Genomic DNA, 23568 nt, shown 5'->3' on the forward strand with positions numbered 1-23568 from the left:
CCCGGCAGGACGCCGGGTTAGCCGTCCTGGGCCAAGGATGGCCCATGACGGCGGCCCACGGTCCAAAGCCGGAGTGAGGGCACTCCGAGCCTAAGCGAGGAGCCGAGTGGTGGGGCAAGAGCGTTTTGCTTACTTTTGCGCTGTTCAAAAGTGAGCCGCTGTAAGAGCGGAACCAATATCAGCCATCACCCAAATAACGGATATACACCCACAACCAAGCGTAAATACCAAACCCACAACGTCAAAGTTTGTAATCAGTATCCGTACGCTCCAATTGCCGAATCAACGCATTCCAGTGCCGCGCCACCCCCGGCCCATCCCCGCTCTTGAACACTTCTGCCTGCTTCTCCACCTTGGCCACCACCTCCGCCGGCGGAAAGATCAACTCGGCATTCCCCCCCGCCTGCGCCGCAATCTGGATATTGCACGCCCGCTCCAGCCCCTGCAGCTGCTGGAACGCATGCTCCACACTCACCCCCGCCGTCAGCAATCCATGGTTGCGCAAGATCATCACACTCTTGTCCCCCAGGTCCGCCACCAACCGCTCACGCTCATCCAGGTCAAGGGCCACACCTTCATACCCGTGGTACGCAACGCGCCCGGAAAACCCGATGGAATGCTGGGAGATCAGCAACAACCCGTCCTTCTGCGCCGACACCGCAATACCGTCGCGCGTATGCGTATGCAGCACGGCCTGCAAATCGTGGCGAGCCGCATGGATAGCGCTGTGGATCACATAGCCCGCATAGTTGATCCCCAGGCCCGTAGGGTCATCGACAATCGTGCCGTCGATATCCACCTTGACCAGATTCGAAGCGCTGATCTCATCGAACAACAGCCCGTAGGCATTGATCAGGAAATGCTCCTCAGGCCCCGGCACCCGGGCGGAGAAGTGCGTGTAGATGTGGTCGGTCCACTTGTACAAGGCCGCCAGCCGATAGGCCGCCGCAAGTTTAACGCGCACCTCCCACTCTTCCGGGGTAACCCGCTGGCGGACGTTGTTCGAGACACTGGAGATCGAGGTGACGCTGCTCATGGCAAAACTTCCTGGATGGCCTTAAGGACTTCCAGGCAAGCCTAGGGGATGACCAAAAATAATAAAAAGCACATTTTAATCTAAGCTAATTATTATTTTTTTTCATATCACGCCGCATTGCGCACCTTGTGCAACGACGCCGCCACCAGCTTGCCAAACGCGTCCACCGGCCCTTGCAGGTTGCCCAGGAAATGCGGGTAGATCAGCCACAGGTCCATCACCGGCTTGAAGTCCTTCAGTGGCATGGCCGCCAGTTGATCGCGATGGGCACTGCGCTCCAGCAGCGGGCGTGGCACCAGGCCGAGGCCCAGGCCGTCAGCCACCAGGCCCAACTGTAGCTCGGTGCCGAAGGTCTCCAGGTTGACCCGCAACGCCAGGCCCTGGTCCGACAGGGTGCGTTGCAACCCGGCACGGAAACCGCAGCCATCCGGGTTCAGGATCCAGCCATTCTGGTACACGTCCGCCAGCTTGCAGGGCTTCTTCGGCAGTTGGGCCTTGGCACACACCACCACCAGTTCCATCTTGCCGATGGACTCGCCGACGATGTTGTCCGGGAAGATCTTGCCCGCCGGAAACAGCGCCGCCGCCGCGTCCAGTTCGCCGCGCTCGATCTTGCCCACCAGTTGGCTGCCCCAGCCGGTAGCCACCTGGGCCCGCAGCTCGGGGAATTCACTGCGCAGGTGCTTGAGGGCGTCCAGCAACACCACGTCGCCAATGGTCTGCGGCACCCCCAGGCGCAGCAGGCCGGTGGGCGGCGCGTCGGTGGCCACCAGTTCCCGCAGGGCGTCCATTTCCCGAAGGATCGAACGGCACTGTTCATACACCCGCGTTCCGATCAAAGTAGGCTTGAGCGGCTTGGTGTTGCGGTCGAACAACTCCACCCCCAGCGCCTGCTCGAAGTTCTGCACGCGACGGGTAATGGCCGGCTGGGTCAGTTGCAGCGACTCGGCGGCATGGCTGATGGACTGGCAACGAATCACTTCGACAAAGGCATCGATATCGTCAATTTTCATTTGGGCCGCACATAGAGAACAGTCATTAAGATGTGTGAAAAGCATAGTTCCATAAACGGTGGCTGGATAGCCCAAGCCCCGGATCGATAACGTCTAACGCTATTCAAACCGGTTCTAAATTACTTTCCGCTATAACCTAATCATTAAAAAATAGCATATTAACTATAAACATTATGCTTAGATAAACCCATCACCACGAACCACCCACGATGGAATTGTCATGACCCAGGCCCGACACCCGGAGAGACTCAGAGCATTCATTGGCGCCCTGGCGGAATTGATCGACGGCAACCCTCGCGAAGGCGACCTGCTGCACCGCGGCGGCAAGCTGCTGGCGCAACTGGTCAGCCACGATGACTGGCTGCCGGACGAGTTTGCCCAACCCGACCCCGAGCGTTATCAGCAATTCCTGCTGCACGCCGATTCGCGCCAGCGCTTCAGCATCGTCAGCTTTGTGTGGGGGCCGGGGCAGACCACGCCGATCCATGACCATCGCGTGTGGGGGCTGATCGGCATGCTGCGCGGTTCCGAGTATTCCCAGGGCTTTGCGCGTAACGCCGAGGGCGCACTGGTCGCCGACGGCAAGCGCATCCAGCTGGAACCCGGCCAGGTGGAAGCCGTGTCGCCGAAGATCGGTGACATCCATCAAGTCAGCAATGCCTTCCGTGACCAGGTGTCCATCAGCATTCATGTGTATGGCGCCAACATCGGTGCGGTGCGCCGCGCCGTGTACCAGCCGGACGGCAGCGAGAAACTGTTTATCTCCGGTTATTCCAACGCTTTTCTCCCGAACATCTGGGATTTGTCCAAAGACGCCCTGTCCAAAGAGAGCCCTGCCCCATGACTGTATCGAACCGCAGCTTCGCCCAGATTCGCCAGGCCCTGCTGGACCGTGAAGAAGTCGCCCTTGTGGATGTGCGCGAGGAAGCGCCTTTCGCCGAATCCCACCCGCTGTTCGCCGCGAATATCCCGCTGTCGAAACTGGAACTGGAAGTGTATTCACGCATCCCACGCCGGGATACCCAGGTGACGGTGTACGACAACGGTGAAGGCCTGGCACAGATCGCCGCCCAGCGCTTGCAGGCGCTCGGCTATACCGAGGTCAGCCTGCTGGAAGGCGGCCTGGACGGTTGGCGCAGCGCCGGTGGCGAGCTGTTTATCGACGTCAACGTGCCAAGCAAATCCTTTGGCGAGCTGGTGGAAAGCCAGCGCCACACACCGTCGCTGGCGGCTGAAGAAGTGCAGGCGTTGCTCGACAGCAACGCCGACGTGGTGGTGCTCGACGCCCGCCGCTTCGATGAATACCAGACCATGAGCATTCCCTCCGGCATCAGCGTGCCCGGCGCCGAACTGGTGCTGCGCGCCCGTGAGCTGGCACCGGACCCGGCCACGCGCATTATCGTCAACTGCGCCGGGCGTACCCGCAGCATCATCGGCACCCAGTCGCTGATCAATGCCGGCATCGCCAACCCGGTGTCTGCCCTGCGCAACGGCACCATCGGCTGGACCCTGGCCGGGCAGAAGCTGCAACACGGCCAGGCTCGACGCTTCGCGCCGACCTCGGAAGAACACCGCCAGATCGCCGCCAGGGACGCCCGCCAAGTCGCCGACAAGGCCCGCGTAGGCCGCGCCACCCTCGCCGACCTGCAACGCTGGCAGCAGGAAGCGGCGCGCACCACTTACCTGTTCGACGTACGCACCCCGGAAGAATTCGAAGCCGGCCACCTGCCCGGCTCGCGCTCCACGCCGGGCGGCCAACTGGTGCAGGAAACCGATCACGTCGCCAGCGTACGCGGCGCCCGGCTGGTACTGGTGGATGACGACGGCGTGCGGGCCAATATGTCTGCGTCCTGGCTCGCACAACTGGGTTGGGAAGTGCATGTGCTGGATGACCTGCAACCTGCGCACTTCAGCGAACCGGGGGCCTGGGTTGCCCCCGTCCCGGCGCCGCAACAGGCCGAACTCATCAGCCCGCACACCCTCGCCGAATGGCAGGCTCATGGCGACACCGCAGTACTGGATTTCACCGCCAGCGCCAACTACGTCAAGCGCCACATTCCCGGTGCCTGGTGGGCGTTGCGCGGGCAGTTGCCCGAAGCCTTGCGCAAGGTGCCTGCTGCCGAACGCTATGTGTTGACCTGTGGCAGCAGCCAGCTGGCGCGCCTCGCGGTGGCGCAAGTCGAAGCGCTGACCGGCAAGCCCGTGTTCCTGCTGCAGGACGGCACTGCCAGCTGGATCGCCGCGCAACTGCCGCTGGAGGAAGGCGAGACCCGCCTCGCTTCACCGCGCATCGACCGCTACCGCCGCCCGTACGAGGGCACCGACAATCCGAAGGAAGCCATGCAGGCCTACCTCGACTGGGAGTTCGGCCTGGTGGACCAGCTGGCCCGCGACGGCACCCACGGGTTTTATGTGATCTGAACACCCCCAGGAGCGAGCCCGCTCGCTCCTCTTCCCACTACCAGCCGACCCCTTCTCCAGGCGGAGGCGACTGAACGCAAGACCTAGCCTGGAGCCCGCCTGATGCGCTTTACCCTTGCCCTTTTACTGGCCGCCCTCACCCTGGGTGCGACTTGCCAGGCCGCCGACCTGCAGCCCCTGCGAGTGGCCAACCAGAAATCCACCATCAAGGCGCTGCTGGAAGTCGCCGGCGAAACCCGGGATGTGCCCTACGAAATCCAGTGGTCCGAGTTCCCCGCCGCCGCACCGCTGGGCGAAGCCCTCAACGCCGGAGCGGTGGACATCGGCGCGCTGGGGGACGCGCCCTACGTGTTCGCCCTCGGTGCCGGAGCACCGCTGAAGGTGGTGAGCATCATCCACGCCGAAGGCCGCAACACTACCGCGCTGATTGTTGCGAAAGATTCCCCGATCCACGATCTTGCCGACCTCAAGGGCAAGCGCATCGTCACCACCCGCGGCTCCATCGGGCACTTCCTGGCGATCAAGGCGCTGCGCAGCGCCGGCCTTTCCACCCACGACGTGCAGTTCATCTTCCTGCTGCCCAGCGAGTCACGGCTGGTGCTGGATAACGGCACCGCCGATGCCTGGTCGACCTGGGACCCCTACACCACCGTGGTCACCAGCCAGAGCCAGGCAAGAGTCCTTGCCAGCGGCAACAACCTGCTGAGCAATCACCTGTACCTCGCCGCCACCAGCAAGGCGATTGCCGACAAGCGCGTGCAGCTGGACGACTTCGTGGCCCGGGTCGACCGCGCCTACCGCTGGAGCAACGATCACCCGCAGGCGTTCGCCGCCGCCATGGCCAAAATCACCGGCTTGCCGCTGGAGGTGCACGTAGCCGTGGCCAACGCCACCCATATGCAACCGGTGGCGATTGACGACTCGGTGATCAGCGGCCTGCAAACCACCGCCGACATCTATCAGGACGAAGGCCTGCTGACCAAACACATCGACGTATCCCAAGGCTTCGACAAAAGCTTCAACGCCAAACGTGCCCCGCTTACCCAGGCTTCCCGCTAAAAGGAGAGAGAACATGAGCAAACGCCAACTGAAACTCGGTGCCATGGTGCACGGCGTCGGTCACGGCTGGGGCGAATGGCGCCACCCGCAGGCGCAGCCCAATGCCAGCGTCAACTTCGGGTTCTACAAGCATCAGACGCAACTGGCCGAAGGCGCGAAGTTCGACTTCGTGTTCATCGCCGACAGCCTGCATATCCATGAAAAATCCAGCCCGCACTACCTCAACCGTTTTGAGCCGCTGACCATTCTTTCGGCCCTGGCGGCCCTGACCTCGAACATCGGCCTGGTGGCGACCGTCACCGTGAGCTACACCGAACCGTTCCAGGTGGCGCGCCAGTTCGCCTCCCTGGACCACATCAGCGGCGGCCGCGCCGGCTGGAACGTGGTGACTTCGTGGCTCAGCGGCACCGCCGACAACTTCGGCAAGGCCGAGCACCCGCCCCACGCCGTGCGCTACCGCATCGCCAGGGAGCACGTAAATGTGGTCAAGGGCCTGTGGGATTCCTGGGAAGACGATGCCTTCGCCTACAACAAGCAAAGCGGCGAATTTTTCACCCCTGGCAAGCTGCATGCACTGGAACACAAAGGCGAGTTTTTCTCGGTCAAGGGCCCGCTGAATATCGCCCGCTCGCGCCAGGGCCAGCCGGTGATTTTCCAGGCGGGCACTTCCGAGGACGGGCGCAATTTTGCCGCCGAAAACAGCGACGCGATTTTTGTCCATGCCGAGACCTTCGACGAAGCCAAAGCCTACGCCCAGGACTTGAAGAAACGCGCCCGCAGTTTTGGCCGTGATGCTGATCAGTTGTCGATCCTGCCGGGCATCCGGCCGATTGTTGGCCGCGACGAAGCCGAGGTGGAAAGCCGCTATCAGCAAGCTGTGGAGCTGGTGACCGTCGAGGACGCAATCGTCGCCCTGGGCCGCCCGTTCAACGACCACGATTTCAGCAAGTACCCGCTGGACGAACCCTTCCCGGAACTCGGCGACCTGGGCTCCAACAGCCAGAAAGGCGGCTCCGACCGCATCAAGCAACTGGCCCGCGATGAACGCCTGACCCTGCGGGAAGTGGCCCTGCGGTTCTCCCGGCCCAAGCGCGATTTTGTCGGCACCCCGGAGCAGGTCGCCGACGCGATCCAGACCTGGTTCGAAGCCGGCGCGGCCGACGGCTTCATCATCAATTCACTGCTGCCGGACGGCTTGCAGTACTTCACCGAGCTGGTAGTGCCGGTGCTGCAACAACGCGGGCTGTTGCGCAGCGAATACAGCGGCGCCACCCTGCGGGAAAACCTTGGCCTGGACGTGCCGGCGAACCGCTACAGCACCCCGTTCGAAACTCAACCAACGCAGATCGCCATCTGACCAGGGCACGACCATGACGAACACGATCAAACACGGACAGTTCAATCGTCGCGGCTTCCTGGGTGCCAGTTCGATTGCCCTTGGCGCGCTGGGCCTCGCCTCGCTGGTGCCCCGGGCTTTCGCTGCACCTGCGAAGCTCTCGGACCTGACCCTGGCCGTCGCCACCTACCGTGGCCAGGACTCGTACTTCACCGACGACGCCGGGACTTCCAACACGCCCTATAAAGTCGACTACGCCGAGTTCGCCGGCGGCAACCTGATCGTCGAAGCGCTGGCCTCCGGCAGCCTGGACATTGGCGGCATGAGCGAGATCCCGCCGATCTTCTCGATCCAGAGCCACCGCGAGCCGAAGCTGATTGCGGTGCTGCAAGGTGACGTGAATAACCAGGTGATCCTGATTCCCAAGGAGTCGAAAATTGAATCCATCGCCCAGTTGAAAGGCAAGCGTGTGGGCTATGTGCGCTCCACCACCTCGCACTACTTCTTGATCAAGGCCTTGAAGGAGCAAGGGCTGACCTTCAACGACATCACCCCCGTGGCACTCACGCCACAGGACGGTTTCAGCGCGTTCCAGAGTGGCCAGCTGGACGCCTGGGTGATCTACGGGGTGTTTATCCAGCTGGCGAAATTCCGCAGCGGCGCCCGGGTATTGAAAACCGCCCTCGGCTACCTCTCCGGCAACTACCTGATCGGCGCCCGCCCCGCTGCCCTGGAAGACCCGCTGCGCAAACAGGCGATCCAGGATTACTTGCAGCGCCAGGCGCGCACGCTGGAATGGATGAACAACAACCCTGAGCCGTGGGCTGAAAAATCGGCGAAGTTGCTCGGTGTGGACAAGGCCGTGTTCCTCGACGTGTACAACAACCGCAGCCAGCCCTACAGCGTGATCGAGGTGAACGACCAGGCCATCGCTTCGCAGCAGGAAGTGGCGGACCTGTTCTTCAATGCCGGGGTATTGAACGAGCGGCTGGATGTCAGCCCGTTGTGGGACCGGCAGTTCAAGTTGCTGCCGATATAACCCGCCTTCGAAAACGCCGAATAACCCATGTGGGAGCGGGCTTGCTCGCGAAAGCGGTGGATCAGCCAACGGATGTGCAACCTGACACACCGCTTTCGCGAGCAAGCCCGCTCCCACATTTTGAACGAGTACACCCATCATGAGCCTTTCTTCTCAACCGTCACTGCGCTCCGTGGAAGTGGCCAATTTCGAAGCCTTGCTGGAACGCCTCAGCGCCCAGCTCGCCGCCACTGCACACATCGTTGATGAAAGCGGCACCTTCCCCCACGACAACTTCAAGCTGCTGCACGAACACGGCCTCGTCGCCCTGACCGTGCCCAAGGCCCTCGGCGGTGGCGGTGCCAACCTGAGCCAGGCGCGCAAGGCCATCAGCGCGATTGCCAAGGGCGAGCCGTCCACCGCGTTGATCCTGGTGATGCAGTACCTGCAACACACGCGCCTGCAAGACAGCAAAACCTGGCCGCCCGCCCTGCGCACCCAGGTCGCCGAAGATGCAGTGCGCAATGGGGCGCTGATCAATGCCCTGCGCGTCGAACCCGACCTCGGCACCCCGGCCCGTGGCGGCCTGCCCGCGACCATCGCCCGGCGTACCGCCGCCGGCTGGCGCATCAGCGGGCGCAAGATCTACTCCACCGGCAGCCACGGCCTGAGCTGGTTCAGCGTGTGGGCCCGCAGCAGCGATGAAGACCCGTTGGTAGGCGCCTGGCTGGTGCCCAGGGACAGCCCCGGCATCAGCATCATCGACACCTGGGACCACCTCGGCATGCGCGCCACCTGCAGCCATGAAGTGGTGTTCGACAACGTGCTGGTGCCGCTGGACCACGCGGTCAGCGTCAGCCCCTGGAGCGCACCGCAGGCGGAACTGGACGGTGACGGGTTCCTGTGGATGTCGGTACTGCTCTCATCGGTGTACGACGCCGTGGCCCAGGCCGCGCGCGACTGGCTGGTGGACTGGCTGGAACAACGCAAGCCGTCCAACCTCGGCGCCGCGCTGTCGACCTTGCCGCGCTTTCAGGAGACCGTCGGGCATATCGACACCCTGCTGTTTGCCAACCGCAGCCTGCTGGACGCCGCCGCCGACGGGCACACCCCGACGGCCCACGCCGCACAGATCAAATACCTGGTGACCGGCAACGCGATCCGCGCCGTCGAGTTGGCCATCGAGGCTTCCGGCAATCCCGGCCTGTCCCGACACAGCCCACTGCAGCGGCATTACCGCGACGTGCTGTGCAGCCGCGTGCATACCCCGCAGAACGACGCGGTGCTGCAAGGCGTCGGCAAGGCCGTCTTCGCTCAACGACACAAGGAACGCCCATGAGCCAGGTGATTATCGCCAGCCAGCTGGACGAAGATTTCAATCAAGTCATCCGCCAGCGCCTGGCCCTCACGCACCCCGGTGCAGAGGTGATCAGTGTGCCGGCCGGTGTGCCCAGCGACTTGCCGGCCCAGGCCAATATCCTGCTGGCCCGGCCGATCAATGTGCGCGGCTACACCGCGCCGGACACACCGCCCCCGGGTTGGCCGTATGGCGTGCAGTGGATCCAGGTGGTGTCGTCGGGCATCGACTTCTATCCCAGGTGGCTGTTCAACGGGCCGCCGGTGAGCACCTCACGGGGCAGCGCCGCCGAAAACCTCGCCGAGTTCGCCCTGGCGGCAATCTTCGCGGCGGCCAAGCATTTGCCGGATATCTGGGTAAAGGATGCCCAGTGGCAGTTCACCCCGTTGCGCCCGCTCAAGGGCACCACCCTGGGGATTCTCGGGTTTGGCGCGATTGGCCGCAGCCTGGCGCAGAAGGCTCATGGGTTGGGGATCAAGGTGGTGGCATTACGCCAAACTGACACGCCGTTTGACGTGGAGGGTGTGGAAGCGGCGCGGGATATCCATGACCTGTTTGCTCGTTCCGATCACCTGGTGCTGGCAGCGCCACTGACCGAGGCCACACGGCATATCGTCGATCGGGAGGCGCTGGCGAATGCCAAGCCAGGGTTGCACCTGATCAATATTGCCCGGGGAGGATTGGTGGATCATGAGGCGCTGCTGGAGGCGCTGGACAGCGGCCATATCGGGCTGGCTTCGCTGGATGTGACCGAGCCCGAGCCATTGCCGGACGGGCATGCGTTGTATGGGCATCCGAGGGTCAGGGTGTCGCCGCATACGTCGGCGATTTCGACCAATAGCCGGCATGACATTGCGGACAGTTTTCTGGGCAATCTGGAAAGGTATCTGAGTGATCGGCCGCTGGAAAACCTCGCTGATACCCAACGCGGTTACTAAACCCAACAGAAATCAAAATGTGGGAGCGGGCTTGCTCGCGAATGCGGTGTTTCAGTCACTATCAATGTTGACTGAGCGACCGCATTCGCGAGCAAGCCCGCTCCCACATTTGTTTTTTGTCGGCTGAAAAATATCATCAGCCTTACGCATCACATTTAAACCAATACATACCTATTTTTTATAATTAACTTATAACTAATCGGACTTTTACGCCCGGCATTTATACAAATACTGTTACATCCAGTACCGACCCCTGACCAGGTGGAGGCCCAATTTTGCCTAAACCGTCAACCACCTCAGGGGTCCATCATGAGTCCTACCGCCGTACCCAATCGCCTGGCACTGGCCATCTCCCTCGCCCTGTTCGGCCTCGCCGTTCACGCCGACGACACCGCCCTGCCGGTGGTCAATGTCACCGCCGAGCACCGCAGCGAAGACCTGCAAAAAACCCCGCTGGCGATTTCCGCGTTTGATGAAAAGGCCCTTGAAGACAAGCAGATCAACAGCGTGCGCGACCTCTCGGGCCAGGTGCCGAACCTGACACTCAGCCGCCAGTCGATCTCCTACAGCGCGCAGACCTACGGCATTCGCGGTATCGGTGAAACCGACCCGATCCAGGAAGCCGCCGTCGCCGTGTATGCCGATGACCTGTACATCCCGCGTGCGATTTCGTCGATGCTCGACTTCAACGATGTGGAGCGTGTCGAAGTGCTGCGCGGGCCCCAGGGCACCCTGTACGGACGCAACAGCAGCGCCGGCGCGATCCGCGTGATCACCCGCGATCCGACCCAGGAAACCCGTGGTTTTGTAGAGCTGGGCGCCGGCAACTACGATGCGCAGAACGCACGCCTGCTGATCAGCGGCCCGCTGGTGGACAACGCGCTGTTCGGCAGTTTCTCGGCGATCCGCCTGAGCCGCGACGGCACCGTCTCCGACCCCACCCGGGGCAAGGATGTAAACAACGTCGACATCCAGTCCTATCGCGGCAAGCTGCGCTACAAGCCGGTGGATTCGTCGTGGGATGTGCAACTGACACTGGCCGGTACCTTCGACCGGGGCGACACCACCAGCTACACGCCTTTCGACGCCAACGGGCATTTCGACAAATTCAAGAGCTACAGCAGCCTCGACCCGAAAAACCGCCTGGACCAGGGCAGCTCGGTACTGCGGGCGATTTACGCGATCAATGACAACCTGAACTTCAAGTCGGTGACCGCCTACTCGGCGTTCCACCAACCGGTGGACTACGACAACTCAGGGCAAGCCGCGCTGATCCAGAACAACCTGATCCTGTACAAGCAAAACTATGCGACCCAGGAGTTCCAGCTCAACGGCGACTACGACGATTTCAGCTTCAGCACCGGGGTGTACCTGTACCGCGAGAAGTTCGACGCCGACCGCGACAACCTTACCTATTCCATCGCCCGCAATCGGGTGATCGGCCAGGGCCAATACAGCACCACCAACACCGAAAGCTATGCGCTGTATGGCCAGGGCACCTACAAGCTGACGCAACAACTGTCGCTGATCGCCGGCCTGCGCTTTACCCGCGAGCACAAGAATTTCGACTTCACCAACTACGCGATCAACACCGACCGGCAAATCACCGGCACCAACTTCACCGCCGAGTCGAGCAAATCCTGGCAGTCCACCAGCCCGAAGATCGGCTTCGAATACGCCTGGACCCCGCACCTGAACCAGTACGCCTACGTCGCCAAGGGCTTCAAGGCCGGTGGCTACGACAACCGCGCCCCCACCCAGGCCGCCGCCGAACAGGCGTTCTCCCCGGAAGACGTGACCACCTGGGAAACCGGGGTCAAGGGCGACTTCTTCGACCAGCGCCTGCGGGCCAACGTCGCGCTGTTCTACAACGACTACAAAGACCTGCAAACCAACGCCTATGACCCGGCGCTGGGGGTGAGCCTGCGCACCAACGTCGGCCGTGCCCACACCTACGGCGTAGAACTGGAAACCCTCACCGCCCTGAGCCGCGACCTGCAACTGACCGCCAACGTCGGCTACCTGCAAAGCAAGTACGACGACTTCCAGAACGCCAGCGGTGCCGGGGTGGATGCCAACGGCAAGCAACTGGTGTTCTCGCCACGCTGGAACGCGAGCGTTGGCCTGAACTACACCATCCCGGCCGGGCTGCCGGGTACCTGGCTGGCGGGCACCGATGCGCAGTTCCAGACCAAGTCCTACGCCAACGCATTGAACGACGACATCCAGGAAATCCCGCAACAGACCTTCTGGAACGCCAACACCCGCTACATCAGCGGCGACGGCCACTGGACCACCACCCTGGCAGTGAAAAACCTGCTGGACCGCGCCTACCCGCAGTCGGTGGGCTACGTGCCCTCCAGCGGCGCCCGCTACTACTCGGTCAACGACCCGCGAACCCTGTTGCTGACCGTGCGCTACGACCTCTGACAAACCGCTATCTCAAGGAGCGAATCATGGCTTTTACCCGCAGGGAACTGATTTCCCGTATTGCCGCCGTGGGCGGTTATTCCGCCGCTGTCAGCGCATTGGGCGCGCTGGGGCTGACGCCTCAGGCGGTGGCATCGAGCTTTACCCCGCTGCAATTGGGCAGCACCGGCAAAGGCAAGCAAGTGGTGGTGGTCGGCGCCGGGATCTCCGGGCTGGTCAGCGCCTATGAGCTGCGCAAGGCCGGGTTCAACGTGACGATCCTGGAAGCCCGCGACCGGGTGGGTGGACGCAACTGGACCCTGCGCCGAGGCACCAAGGTCGATTTCGACGACGGCGTCAGCCAGACCGTCGACTTTGATGACGGGCAGTTTTTCAACGCCGGCCCCGCGCGTATTCCCAGCCACCACCAGACGATCCTCGGCTACTGCCGCGAGCTGGGTGTGGAGCTGCAAGTACTGGTCAACAGCAGCCGCAACGCCCTGGCCCGGCCGGATACGCAGCGACCGGCATTCCAGCTGCGCCAGGCGGTCAATGACACCCGTGGCCAGCTCTCGGAACTGCTGGCCCGCACAGTCAGCCGCAAGGCGTTGGACCAGGACCTGAGCGTGGATGACCGCAAGGCGCTGCTGAGTTTCCTCAAGGTGTACGGCGACCTCAACGGCGACCTGCAATACAAGGGTTCGGTGCGCTCCGGCTACACTCGCGTGCCCGGCGCCGGCGACCAGACCGGCGTGACCCGCGCGCCGCTGGAGCTGCAGACCCTGCTCAATCCCAAGCTGTGGGGCGCGCTGGTGTTCGATGAAATCCCGGAGTTTTCCTCCACCATGTTCCAGCCGGTGGGCGGCATGGACCGTATTCCGTATGCCTTCTACGAGCATCTGAAAGATGCGGTGCGCTTCAACGCCGAAGTCAGCGATATCCAGACCTCGGAGCAAGGCAGCCGGATCACCTACCGCGACCGTATCAGCGGCAAGACCCAGGTGCTGAGTGCCGACTACGCGATTGTCACCGTGCCCTTGCCGCTGCTGGCCAAGCTGCCAACCAACTTCACGGCACCCTTCAAGCAGGCGATCCAGACCGCGCAAAGCGACCAGGCCAACAAGGTGGCCTGGCAGGCGCCGCGCTTCTGGGAAACCGACTTCAACATCTACGGCGGCCTGTCGTACCTCGACCATGAAGTCAAAGGCCTGTGGTACCCCAGCGACCGCCTCAACAGCGCCCAGGGGATTCTGGTGGCGGCCTACAACACCAGTGAATCGGCCCAGGCCTTCAGCCAGAAATCCCTGGCCGAACAGTTCGCCTCCTCACGCCAGGCGGTGGAGCTGTTGCACCCCGGCCACAGCGCCAAGCTGCAAAAACCGGTGGCGATCAACTGGTCGAAAGTCAGCTACAGCAAGGGCCCGTGGATCGTTAACGACGAGGTCGGCGAAAGCGCCTACCGCCTGCTCAACGAGCCCCAGGGCCGCACGTACCTGGCCAGCGACGCCCTCGCCCACGGCGGCGTCGGCATCTGGCAGAACAGCGCCGCCGATTCGGCGCGGCGCATCGTCTCGCTGATCGGCCGGCATGCCGAACGCCAGCAACCGGGCGTCGCCGCCTGACTTTTCTCTCTCAAGGAATGAACCGATGAAGACGCTTTTTGCAGGACTGCTGATGACCGCCACCACCCTTGCCGCCCACGCCGATGAGATCAAGCGCGTGCCGCTGCCGAACTCGAATTTCCCGATCTCATTGGCGGTGTCGGTGCCGCCACAGACCGAGCTGCTGTTTGTGAGTGGGTTGCTGGCCGACCTGCATGACCCCAAGGCGCCGAAAGACTCGTTTGCCGCCTATGGCGACACGGCCATCCAGACCACGTCGATCCTCAACAAGCTCAAGGGTGTGCTGCAAGGCCAGGGCCTGGATTTGGGAGATGTGGTGCAGCTGCGGATATTCCTGGTGGGCGATCCAGCCAAGGGCGGCAAGCTCGACTTTGCCGGGTTGCAGGAAGGCTACACGCCGTTTTTCGGCAGTGCCGAGCAGCCGAAAAAACCGGCGCGCACCGCGGTGCAAGTCGTCGCGCTGCCATTGCCCGGCGGGCTGGTAGAAATCGAAGCGGTTGCCGCGCGCAAACGCTGACAGGGACATCACTCGAGACCAAGGAGCTCCACTCTCATGCGAAAACTCAACTGGCTGACGGCACCTTTGTGGCGAGGGAGCTTGCTCCCGCTGGGGCGCGTAGCGGCCCTGAAGCCTGACTCCGCAATTTCCCCGGAAGACTGTGGCGACGGTATTGGGGCTGCTACGCAGCCCAGCGGGAGCAAGCTCCCTCGCCACAGCAAGCTCCCTCACCACAGCAAGCTCCCTGGCCACAGCAAGCTCGCTCATCGTAAAAGGCTACACCGGTACAATCATCTGAAACTCCTGCCGCTCTCGCTGGCGTGCGGCCTGGCGTCCTTCGGCGTCGAATCTGCCGAAGACCGCTCCCCCACCCTCGACACCGTGGTGGTCACCGGCAACCGTGGCGCCGAACAACGCACCGTCACCACCAGCCCCACGCCGATTGATGTGATCAGCGGCGAACAACTGCGGGCCGTGGGCAAGCCGAGTTTGCTGGAGGCATTGGGCAAGCTCATCCCCTCCTTCAACCTGCCCGACCGCGCTGGCTGGGATGCCAGCGGCGTGGTGCGTTCGGCTACCCTACGCGGCCTCACTGCCTCTCACGTACTGGTGCTGGTCAACGGCAAACGCCGCCATACCAGCGCCACCCTGAACATCAACGGCATCAACAGCGGCGCGGCCCCCAGCGACCTCGACCTGATCCCGGTGGCTGCCATCGACCATGTAGAGGTGCTGCGCGACGGTGCAGCGGCGCAATACGGCTCGGATGCGATTTCCGGGGTGATCAACATCATCCTCAAGCAGACCACCGGCGGCAGTTCCGACACCACCCTGGGCCAGAACTACGACGGCAAGCGCGGCACCGGCCAGGAGGCGCTGAACTATGGCTTCCAGGTGGGTGAAGCCGGGGTGCTCAACGTGTCCCTCGACACCCGCTACCAGGAACGCGACAACAAGGCCGGCAGCAACGGCTACAGCAGCCATTACTACCCGCTGGCGGACGGTTCCCCCGACCCGCGCGAAGCCACCTCCAGCCACCACACCTACAAAGGCTACGGCTCGCCCCGCAGCCAGTTGGGCGATGTGGCGTACAACCTCGACCTGCCGCTGAACGACAACCTGACGCTGTACTCGTTTTCCACCCTGGCCACCCGGGAGAACAACGACGGCCAGAACTTCCGCCTGCCCAACGGCCGCAACACCATCACCACCGGGCCCAATGGGTACCCCGAAGGCTACAGCCCGTACTGGCTGGTCAACGAGACGGACTTCCAATCGGCTTTCGGCGCCAAGGGCAACGACCTTGGCGGTGGCTGGGGTTGGGACCTGAGCAGCACCTACGGGCGCAACTACGCCAAGCAGCGCACCTACGACAACCAGAACCCGTCCCTGGGCGAAAGCACACCGAACAAGTTCACCTCCGGGATCTACATCGCCGACCAGCTCACCACCAACCTCGACCTGAAAAACACCTACGAGATCGGCCTGGCCAAGCCGCTGGACGTGGCGTTCGGCCTGGAGCACCGGCGCGAAAGCTACGAGACCCGCGCCGGCTCCGAGGCTTCCTATATCGATGGCGGCTACGTGTTCCCGGCAGGCCATCCGCGTGCCGGGCAGCGTCCCGATCCGGGGGCCCAGGTCACCAACGGCATCCGTCCGGAAGACGCGCAGAAGGTCAGCCGCAACAGCGTCGCCAGCTATGTCGATCTCGGGTTCTACCCCACCGAGCAGTGGTACGTCGGCGTGGCCGGACGCTACGAACATTACAACGAAGGCGTCGGCGGTACCCGCAGCGGCAAGCTCAGCACGCGGTATGCGTTCAACCCGGTGTTCGCCCTGCGCGGCACCGTGAGCAACGGCTTTCGCGCACCGTCCCTGGCCAACGAGATCTTCACCGCACGCTCCACCGGGTTCGACACCATCAATGGCGTGTACCAGTCGTATAACTACGTGATCCTGCCGGTGGATTCCGCCGGCGCTCAGGCATTGGGTGCCAAGTCACTGAAGCCGGAGCGCTCGACTAACTTCAGCCTCGGTTTCGCCCTGACCCCAAGCGATGACTTGAGCCTCACGGTGGACGGCTACGTGATCAACCTGCGGGACCGCCTGGTGCTCAGCGAACGCTTCCAGGGCCCGGGCATTGCCTCCCTGCTGGACAGCATCGGCGTACCGGCCACGGCGGGCGCACAGTACTTCACCAACGGCGCCAACACCCGCACCTCCGGGGTGGACGTGGTGGGCAACTACCGGCAGAACCTCGACCGCTACGGCTCGGTGAAATGGACGGCGGCGCTGAACTACAACCACACGCAGATCCTCAGCGTCAACGACACCCCGGCGCAGCTAGCCGCCCTGGGCAACTTCCAGTTGATGGGTCGCCAGTCACGGGCACTGATCACCAAGACTTCACCCAGCAGCAAGATGATCTTCTCCGCCGACTGGGCGATCCACGACTTCGACGTCAACCTGCGCCTGACTCGCTACGGCACCTACACCGAGGTCAACAGCTCCAGCGACGCGAGCCTGGACCGCACGTATTCGGCCCAGTGGATCACTGACCTCGACGTGGCCTACGCGATCAGCAAACAGCTGACGGTGGCCGTAGGTGCGCAGAACCTGTTCGACAAATACCCGGATCACATCGGCGTGAAGAACTCGTCGTTCGGCGATAACTGGGGCAGCTATTCGCCGTTCGGGTTTACCGGCGGGTATTACTACAGCCGGGTGCAGTACGCGTTCTGATTCAACAACCGCCGGCCAGGCGTTCACGCAGGAACTCGATCAACGCCTGCACCGGGCGCGAGCTCTGGCGGTGCTGGGGGTAAACGGCGGAAAGGGTCAGGGGTTCGGGCGCGCAGTCTTCCAGCAGCGTCACCAGGCGGCCGTCCTGCAAGGCTTGGGCAACGATAAAATTGGGTAGGTAGGTGATGCCCAACCCGGCCACGGCGGCATCCCGCAGCAGCTCACCGTTGTTGACCCGCATGCGCCCGCTGACGTTGCGGGTGTGGGGTTTGCCATCGACCTTGAAGTGCCATTGCACCTGGCGACCATGGCCGTAAGGCAGGCATGCGTGATCGGCCAGGTCATCGGGACTCTGCGGCGTGCCGTGGCGGGCCAGGTAGTCGGGACTGGCGCAGTAGACGCGCTGCACACTGGCGATGCGTCGGGCGATCAGGGTCGAATCCTCGAGGGTGCCGATGCGCAGCACCAGGTCGTAGCCCTCGCTGATGAGGTCTACCGGGCGGTCGCTGAGGTCCACTTCCACGGTGACATGAGGGTGGCGTTGCAGGAACAGCGGCAACAGGCAACCCAGGTGCGCCATGGCAAACGACAACGGCGCGCTCAGGCGAATGGTGCCTCGGGGCTCGGTGTTTTGCCCGGCGATGCCCTGCTCCACTTGCTCGACTTCACTGAGCAGGCGCAGGGCGGATTCGTAGTAACTCTGGCCCAGCGGCGTGACGTCCAGGCGGCGGGTGGAGCGGTTGAGCAAGCGTACGCCGAGGCGCTCTTCCAGCTGGATCAGGCGGCGGCTGACAAATTGCTTGGACAGGCCAAGATGCTCGGCGGCAGCGGTGAAACTGCCGGATTCCATGACCTGGCAAAACAGGCGCATGTCTTCGAAGGGGTTCATTGTCGCTTCTCGGTGGACGCTGGGCTGTTTTATAGCCGGTCAGTCGCCACACCACAAATCAAAATGTGGGAGCGGGCTTGCTCGCGAAGGCGGTGGGTCAGTCGGTACATGTATTGACTGGCACACCGCCTTCGCGAGCAAGCCCGCTCCCACATTGGATTACCTGCATATCAGAGAGCGGTTTATTTGGCCGTCAGCGCCGAGTAGCTGTTCATCAAATTGCGATAGTTGGGAATACGCGGCGACAGCAGATTCGCCAGGCCTTCCATGTCGTTGCGCCAATCCCCTTGCAGCTCGCAGGCCACCGAGAACCAGTTCACCAGCTGTGCACCGGCCGCCGTCATGCGTGCCCACGCCGCCTGTTGCACGGTCTCATTGAAGGTGCCCGACGCATCGGTCACCACAAACACTTCAAACCCTTCAGCCAGGGCCGACAGCGTCGGGAAGGTCACGCACACGTCGGTCACCACACCGGCAATGATCAGTTGCTTGCGCCCGGTGGCTTTCACTGCCTTGACGAAATCTTCGTTGTCCCATGCGTTGATCTGGCCAGGGCGCGGGATGTAAGGCGCGTCCGGGAACAGTTCTTTCAGCTCCGGCACCATCGGGCCGTTGGGGCCGCTTTCGAAACTGGTGGTGAGGATAGTCGGCAGCTTGAAGAACTTGGCCAGGTCCGCCAGGGCCAGCACGTTGTTCTTGAACTCGTTGGGCGAGAAGTCCTGCACCAGGGAAATCAGGCCGGTCTGGTGATCCACCAGCAGGACCACGGCGTCATCTTTGTTCAGGCGTTTGTAAGTCATGGGAATACTCTTTTGGGGTTAGATTCAGAAGGCAAAACACGAGCAGCCAAACGCGCCCCAGAAACCCTGGAAGTCGCTGACCGGCACGTTCGAGAGACGCGCCCGTTCATGGCTATGGGCATGCACGCCACAGGGGCCGCTGCACTGGTGCACCTGGGCTTGCAGCGCTGACGCCGGGCGCCAGTGGCCCGGGACCTTGACCACCGGCGACCAGTCCGGCAGCACCGGCACGCTGGGTGGTGCGAAATCTTCAAAGTCGCCGGCGCCGTACACCACCTTGCCGCCGACCACGGTGAGTACCGATTCGATCCACTTGATGGCCTCCTCATCGACACTGAAGAAGTCCGCCGACAGTGCCGCCACGTCCGCCAGTTGGCCGACCTTGATCTGGCCCTTCTTGCCCTGCTCGGAGGAGAACCAGGCGCTGCCGTGGGTGAACAGTTCCAGGGCCGTCAGCCGGGGCAGCCCCTCGGCGTGCAGTTCCAGCCCGCCGACGGTGCGGCCGCTGACCATCCAGTACAGCGAGGTCCAGGGGTTGTAGCTCGACACCCGGGTGGCGTCGGTGCCAGCGCCCACCGGCACGCCTTCGGCGAGCATGCGCTTGATCGGCGGCGTGGCCTCGGCGGCCTTGGCGCCGTAGCGCTCCACAAAGTACTCACCCTGGAACGCCATGCGGTCCTGGATCGCGATGCCGCCGCCCAGCGCCCGCACGCGCTCGATGTTCTGCGGGGTGATGGTTTCGGCGTGGTCGAAGAACCATGGCAAGCCGTTGAACGGGATGTCGCGGTTGACCTTCTCGAACACGTCGAGCATCCGCGAGATCGACTCGTTGTAGGTGGCGTGCAGGCGGAACGGCCAGCGCTGTTCCACCAGGTGGCGCACCACCGGCTCCAGTTCCTGCTCCATGGTCAGCGGCAGGTCTGGGCGTGGTTCGAGGAAGTCTTCGAAGTCGGCCGCCGAGAACACCAGCATTTCGCCGGCGCCGTTGTGGCGCAGATAGTCGTCGCCCTGATGCAGGGTCACGCTGCCGGTCCAGTTCTTGAAGTCGCTGAGTTCTTCCTTGGGCTTCTGGGTGAACAGGTTGTACGCGATGCGCACGGTCAGTTGCTGGTCCTTGGCCAACTGTTCGATCACCGCGTAATCGTCGGGATAGTTCTGGAAACCACCGCCGGCGTCGATGGCACTGGTCAGCCCCAGGCGGTTGAGTTCGCGCATGAACTGGCGGGTGGAATTCACCTGGTATTCCAGGGGCAGTTTCGGGCCCTTGGCCAGGGTCGCGTAGAGAATCATCGCGTTGGGCCGCGCCACCAGCATGCCGGTGGGGTTGCCGTTATGGTCGCGCACGATCTCGCCGCCGGGCGGGTTCGGTGTGTCCTTGGTGTAGCCAGCCACGCGCAGGGCGGCGCGGTTGAGCAAGGCCCGGTCATACAGGTGCAACACGAACACCGGCGTATCGGGGGCGGCCTGGTTGAGCTCGTCGAGGGTGGGCATGCGTTTTTCGGCGAACTGGAATTCGTTCCAGCCGCCCACCACCCTCACCCACTGCGGCGTGGGCGTGCGGTCGGCCTGGTCCTTGAGCATGCGCAGGGCATCGGCCAGGGACGGCACGCCTTCCCAGCGCAGTTCGAGGTTGTAGTTCAGGCCACCACGGATCAGGTGCAGGTGCGAGTCGTTGAGGCCAGGGATGACGGTGCGACCCTTGAGGTCGATGACCTGGGTACCACTGCCGCGAAGGGCCATGGCTTCGCCGTCGGTGCCCACCGCGACGAAGCGTCCCTGGTGGATCGCAACTGCCGTGGCGCGGGGATTTTCACGGTCCACGGTGTGGAACTGGCCATTGAACAGAATCAGGTCGGCGTTCATAGGGTTTCCTTTACAGAGGCTTCAAGCCAGGGCGCGAACAGACGGGTGGCCGCCGGCATCAGCAGGTAAACCACCAGTACAACGATGGTCAGGGTGACCAGGAAGGTGGCGACGATGTAGTTGGACAGGAACGGGTGCAGCCGCAGTACCGGGCCCCAGATGATCGGCACCAGCAACGTCAGCGGCAGGATCACCAGCAGCGTGACCACTGCCTGTTTCCAGCGCGGCGGCTTGGCGGCAGTATCGGCCAGGGGCGAGAACCAGAACTCGTTGACCGCGCCGACTTCGGTCTGGTCGCCGTCGGCCAGCATCGGTGCGGCTTGGTTGATCAGCTCCAGGCGCTGCGGCGAATCGAGCCAGCGCTCCAGGTCTTCGGTGGAGCGGTAACGCAGCACGCAGGTGAATAGCGCCAACCCGCCCTGTTTACTGCGCACCACATCGACGCCGAGGTGCCCGGGACGCTCACCGGCAATACGCACGATGCGTCGCAGCCAGGCTTCGTAGTCGGCTTCAAGCCCGGGTTTTATGCGGTGCTTGACCACCAGGGTCACGACCTCGTCCGGCCCGCCTTGTGCTGTTGAGTCCATCGTGCCCTTCCCCTGGATGCTTGAACGTTCGCGCTAGTGTGCGACGGCCCGATCCAGAAAAATTGCATGCATGTGCTCAGTTCAACAGATGCTTGCAGCGGTCTACACTGGGGATTCATTCACCGGTAAGGTGTGTGAAAACAAGCGCCCATCGACCACGGATAGCGATCATGGCTCAACCAGCAGCTGCAACCGGAACCCTGTGTTCAGAGCGGGAACAGAGGGTCAAGCAATTGATCCTCGCCAATCTTGCTGGCCCCCTGGAGGTGACGGAACTGGCTCGCGCCTGTGAGCTGTCCCGCAGCCATTTCTCCAGGGCCTTCAAGCGCACCACCGGTGTATCGCCCCAGGAATGGATTCGCCAGCAACGCATCAAGCAGGCCAAGGTGCTGATCACCGGCTCCGCCCTGAGCCTGACGCAGATCAGCCAGGAATGCGGGTTCTGCGACCAGGCGCACTTCTGTCACCTGTTCAGCCGCAGCGAAGGCGTGAACCCAATGGCCTGGCGCAAACTTCAGCTGCGCTACCGCCATCATCTGCGGACGGCACAGCTGGCGATCGTCAACCTAAAAGAGACAGTCATTCCGATTTCAGCTTCTTAATCAACCTGTCGTTAACCAGTAATCTTCTCCTCACACCGAAGCCCTGCATCTCGCAGCCAGGCTTCCCTTGAGGAGAACACCCCATGCTGACCCTTCGCAAAGCCTCGGAACGCGGCGCCGCCAATCACGGTTGGTTGAAGTCGTTCCACACCTTCTCGTTCGCCAACTACTGGAATCCCAAAGAACAGGGTTTTTCCGACCTGCTAGTGATCAACGATGACCGGGTTGCCGCCGGCAAGGGCTTCGGCCAACACCCGCACCGCGACATGGAGATTTTCTCCTATGTGCTCGAAGGCGCCCTGGAACACAAGGACACCCTGGGCACCGGTTCGGTGATCCGCCCCGGCGATGTGCAACTGATGAGCGCCGGCAGCGGCGTGGCCCACAGCGAGTTCAACCACAGCCACACCCAGGGCGTGCACTTCCTGCAAATCTGGATCGTGCCGGACGTGGCGGGCGCCGAACCGCGCTATCAGCAAGAGCACTTCACCGAGGCGCAGAAACGCGGCCGGTTGCAGTTGATCATCTCGCCGGAAGGCACCGACGGCTCCCTCGGCGTGCGCCAGGACGCGCGGGTGTATGCCGGGCTGTTCAACGGCTTTGAAACCGCCAGCCTGCCGCTGGCCCCGGAACGCTACGCCTACATCCATGTGGCGCGGGGCAGCGTTGAAGTCAATGGCCAGCGCTTGCACGAAGGCGACGGCGCCCGAGTGCGCGATGAGCGGGAGATTCACCTGAGCCATGGGGAGGACGCCGAGGTGCTGGTGTTCGACCTGCGCCCTCGGGAACTGCCAGAAATGCCGTGATGAGCGACGCGATGGCCCGGGAAAACGGGCCATCGCTGGCGTCGATAGTCACCATCAGCCCAATGAAGTTCTCTTAAAAAATCTGCCGCGTAACATCGCATCCATACCAACCAACGACTTTCCCGGAGCACACCCTCATGAAACGCCAACTCTTGCTTAGCCTCGCTTTCTCGGTACTTGCTGTAAGCGCCTTTACCCAACCTGCCCTCGCTGAAGGCGGCGCGGATCGCCTGATGGACAGCCGCGTGGCTGAGGGTGGGTCTGACCGTATGCTGGAACGCCGCGTTGCTGAAGGCGGGTCTGATCGCCTGCTGGAACGTCGTGTTGCTGAAGGGGGCGCTGATCGCCTTCAAGAAAACCGTGTAGCTGAAGGTGGCGCTGAGCGTCTTCAAGGCAACCGTGTAGCTGAAGGTGGTGCAGACCGTCTTCAAGAAAACCGTGTAGCTGAAGGTGGCGCTGACCGCCTGATGGAAAACCGCGCGTAACCCCTGTCGTTCGCGGTTCACCCCCAGCCGGCCTGATCAGCCGGCTTTTTTTCGCCTGCTGTTAACTGATCCTCACAAGCGCCACG

General features: G+C 62.9%; 20 protein-coding genes. 14 read left to right on the forward strand and 6 right to left on the reverse strand.

The genetic code is table 11. From position 1 onward, the window contains the following. Positions 1-241: 241 nt before the first annotated feature. The gene (locus tag HX815_RS13530) at positions 242-1036 is read right to left on the reverse strand and encodes a class II aldolase/adducin family protein (RefSeq protein WP_177028402.1); all 795 of its coding nucleotides are present in this window, start codon (positions 1034-1036) and stop codon (positions 242-244) included. Positions 1037-1143: 107 nt separating this feature from the next. Beyond that, complete coding sequence (locus HX815_RS13535) at positions 1144-2049, reverse strand: LysR family transcriptional regulator (RefSeq protein ID WP_008434597.1); 906 nt, start codon at positions 2047-2049, stop codon at positions 1144-1146. Between the two features lie 220 nt (positions 2050-2269). On the opposite strand from HX815_RS13535, the gene HX815_RS13540 reads away from it, so the two are divergent. The 11 genes from HX815_RS13540 to HX815_RS13590 all read left to right on the forward strand — a co-directional run bounded on the left by HX815_RS13540 (position 2270) and on the right by HX815_RS13590 (position 17450). Beyond that, positions 2270-2893, forward strand: coding sequence for a cysteine dioxygenase (locus HX815_RS13540; RefSeq protein ID WP_003211299.1), 624 nt, complete (start codon positions 2270-2272; stop codon positions 2891-2893). After that, positions 2890-4470, forward strand: a complete 1581-nt coding sequence (locus tag HX815_RS13545; protein WP_177028403.1) for a rhodanese-related sulfurtransferase — start codon at positions 2890-2892, stop codon at positions 4468-4470. The genes HX815_RS13540 and HX815_RS13545 overlap by 4 nt, the downstream gene beginning before the upstream one ends. A gap of 102 nt (positions 4471-4572) precedes the next feature. Next, positions 4573-5529 carry an ABC transporter substrate-binding protein gene (locus tag HX815_RS13550; protein WP_177028404.1) on the forward strand — a complete coding sequence of 319 codons (957 nt, stop codon included), beginning with the start codon at positions 4573-4575 and terminating at the stop codon, positions 5527-5529. 13 nt (positions 5530-5542) lie between these two features. Continuing rightward, positions 5543-6886, forward strand: a complete 1344-nt coding sequence (locus HX815_RS13555) for an LLM class flavin-dependent oxidoreductase (RefSeq protein ID WP_008434605.1) — start codon at positions 5543-5545, stop codon at positions 6884-6886. Positions 6887-6899: 13 nt separating this feature from the next. Beyond that, positions 6900-7904, forward strand: coding sequence for an ABC transporter substrate-binding protein (locus HX815_RS13560; RefSeq protein ID WP_003211303.1), 1005 nt, complete (start codon positions 6900-6902; stop codon positions 7902-7904). A gap of 139 nt (positions 7905-8043) precedes the next feature. Continuing rightward, positions 8044-9222 (forward strand): acyl-CoA dehydrogenase family protein, encoded by a 1179-nt coding sequence (locus HX815_RS13565; RefSeq protein ID WP_177028405.1) that lies wholly within the window; start codon positions 8044-8046, stop codon positions 9220-9222. Next, positions 9219-10178: a D-isomer specific 2-hydroxyacid dehydrogenase family protein gene (locus HX815_RS13570; protein ID WP_003211305.1), complete on the forward strand. Its 960-nt coding sequence runs from the start codon at positions 9219-9221 to the stop codon at positions 10176-10178. Before HX815_RS13565 ends, HX815_RS13570 begins: the two co-directional genes overlap by 4 nt. Before the next feature lie 309 nt (positions 10179-10487). After that, positions 10488-12608 carry a TonB-dependent receptor gene (locus HX815_RS13575; RefSeq protein ID WP_177028406.1) on the forward strand — a complete coding sequence of 707 codons (2121 nt, stop codon included), beginning with the start codon at positions 10488-10490 and terminating at the stop codon, positions 12606-12608. Between the two features lie 26 nt (positions 12609-12634). After that, positions 12635-14209, forward strand: a complete 1575-nt coding sequence (locus HX815_RS13580; protein WP_177028407.1) for an FAD-dependent oxidoreductase — start codon at positions 12635-12637, stop codon at positions 14207-14209. A 25-nt stretch (positions 14210-14234) separates the two neighbouring features. Continuing rightward, positions 14235-14726, forward strand: a complete 492-nt coding sequence (locus HX815_RS13585; RefSeq protein ID WP_003211308.1) for a RidA family protein — start codon at positions 14235-14237, stop codon at positions 14724-14726. A gap of 36 nt (positions 14727-14762) precedes the next feature. Continuing rightward, positions 14763-17450 (forward strand): TonB-dependent siderophore receptor, encoded by a 2688-nt coding sequence (locus HX815_RS13590; RefSeq protein WP_256351098.1) that lies wholly within the window; start codon positions 14763-14765, stop codon positions 17448-17450. A 1-nt stretch (position 17451) separates the two neighbouring features. Here HX815_RS13590 and HX815_RS13595 read toward each other — a convergent pair whose 3' ends face one another. The 4 genes from HX815_RS13595 to HX815_RS13610 all read right to left on the reverse strand — a co-directional run bounded on the left by HX815_RS13595 (position 17452) and on the right by HX815_RS13610 (position 21589). Then, on the reverse strand, positions 17452-18339 hold the full coding sequence (locus HX815_RS13595) for a LysR family transcriptional regulator (RefSeq protein WP_177028408.1): 888 nt from the start codon (positions 18337-18339) through the stop codon (positions 17452-17454). A 182-nt stretch (positions 18340-18521) separates the two neighbouring features. Then, the gene (ycaC, locus tag HX815_RS13600) at positions 18522-19145 is read right to left on the reverse strand and encodes an isochorismate family cysteine hydrolase YcaC (protein ID WP_177028445.1); all 624 of its coding nucleotides are present in this window, start codon (positions 19143-19145) and stop codon (positions 18522-18524) included. Between the two features lie 18 nt (positions 19146-19163). Continuing rightward, positions 19164-21002 (reverse strand): amidohydrolase, encoded by a 1839-nt coding sequence (locus tag HX815_RS13605; RefSeq protein ID WP_003207313.1) that lies wholly within the window; start codon positions 21000-21002, stop codon positions 19164-19166. Further along, positions 20999-21589 carry an antibiotic biosynthesis monooxygenase gene (locus HX815_RS13610; protein ID WP_177028409.1) on the reverse strand — a complete coding sequence of 197 codons (591 nt, stop codon included), beginning with the start codon at positions 21587-21589 and terminating at the stop codon, positions 20999-21001. Before HX815_RS13610 ends, HX815_RS13605 begins: the two co-directional genes overlap by 4 nt. A gap of 170 nt (positions 21590-21759) precedes the next feature. Between HX815_RS13610 and HX815_RS13615 the strand changes: the two genes are divergently transcribed. The 3 genes from HX815_RS13615 to HX815_RS13625 all read left to right on the forward strand — a co-directional run bounded on the left by HX815_RS13615 (position 21760) and on the right by HX815_RS13625 (position 23482). Then, positions 21760-22191 (forward strand): AraC family transcriptional regulator, encoded by a 432-nt coding sequence (locus HX815_RS13615; protein WP_023658747.1) that lies wholly within the window; start codon positions 21760-21762, stop codon positions 22189-22191. Between the two features lie 83 nt (positions 22192-22274). Then, entirely contained in the window at positions 22275-22997 is a 723-nt protein-coding gene (locus HX815_RS13620; RefSeq protein ID WP_008434624.1) for a pirin family protein, read from the forward strand. A 137-nt stretch (positions 22998-23134) separates the two neighbouring features. Next, entirely contained in the window at positions 23135-23482 is a 348-nt protein-coding gene (locus HX815_RS13625; RefSeq protein WP_023658746.1) for a hypothetical protein, read from the forward strand. The last annotated feature ends 86 nt before the right edge of the window (positions 23483-23568 follow it).

The sequence above is a fragment of the Pseudomonas sp. E6002 genome, from assembly GCF_013385565.1.
In the GTDB taxonomy this organism is placed as follows: Bacteria; Pseudomonadota; Gammaproteobacteria; order Pseudomonadales; family Pseudomonadaceae; genus Aquipseudomonas.